1 pseudogene is annotated in these 844 nt (G+C 78.3%); it reads right to left on the bottom strand.

From position 1 onward, the window contains the following. Positions 1–844, bottom strand: a pseudogene (locus tag KBX53_RS36760) (hypothetical protein); the annotation flags it as partial.

Below are 844 nucleotides of genomic sequence, written 5' to 3' on the forward strand. Positions count from 1 at the left end.
GCCGTCGGCGACGTGGCCGCCCGAACCTCGCCGGGATCACGCGCGGCAGCGTTCTGCGTTTCCGGGGTACGCCGCTCAGCCGGTCGGGGTTCGGCAGCGCGGCGGCGCACCGGCGGAGGCGGCGTGCTGGGCAGGCCGGGCACGTTCTGCGGGGCCGCGGCCAACCCCATCCGCTCCTGGAGAAGCCGGGCCACCTGCCGGCTCACCTCGGCCGGGTCGGCGCCGTCGGCCAGGTCCAGTCGCAGGCTGTGCGCCCCGGCCGGGGTACGGCGCAGGGCCGCGTCGCGGACACCTGCCACCTCCCGGACGGCGTCCAGGATGGCGTTGACATCGAACCCCTCGGGGCGCTCCCGCAACGGGGCTGGCTCGTCGTCCCGACGCAGGTGGGTGGCGATGCGGGCGAGTTCCGGGGTTTCGGCGGGGGGCTCCACGGCTGGCGGCTCCGGCACGACGGGCACGTCCGGTTCCGCGGGGACGCGCTGCGGCAGCACCACCGCGCTCGGGGCCGACTGCCGGCCGTCGTCGGCCGGCGACGTCGGGTCCGGGGCGGATCGTCGCGCCGCGTACGGAGAGACGGACGACGGTGCGGGCTGACCGGTGCGGCCGGAACCCTTCGCGGCGGCGGGCGGTGTGACGTCTTTCGAGGGCAGGTCGCTGGCGGGCGCGGCCGGCTGGGGCGACTCGACGGACGAGGGACCGGGCTCGGGTGTCGCCGGCCGGAGCCGGAACGGGGCGGTCGGCCGGGTCTCGGGCCGGGACCGACCGGGCGGCTCACCGCCGTCGCCCGCACCGGTGCTGGCCGCTCGACTGGCCGGCCAGGACGGGCGTTCGACAGGGGTCGCGG

The sequence above is a fragment of the Micromonospora sp. M51 genome (genome assembly GCF_018070305.1).
In the GTDB taxonomy this organism is placed as follows: Bacteria; Actinomycetota; Actinomycetes; order Mycobacteriales; family Micromonosporaceae; genus Micromonospora; species Micromonospora parva.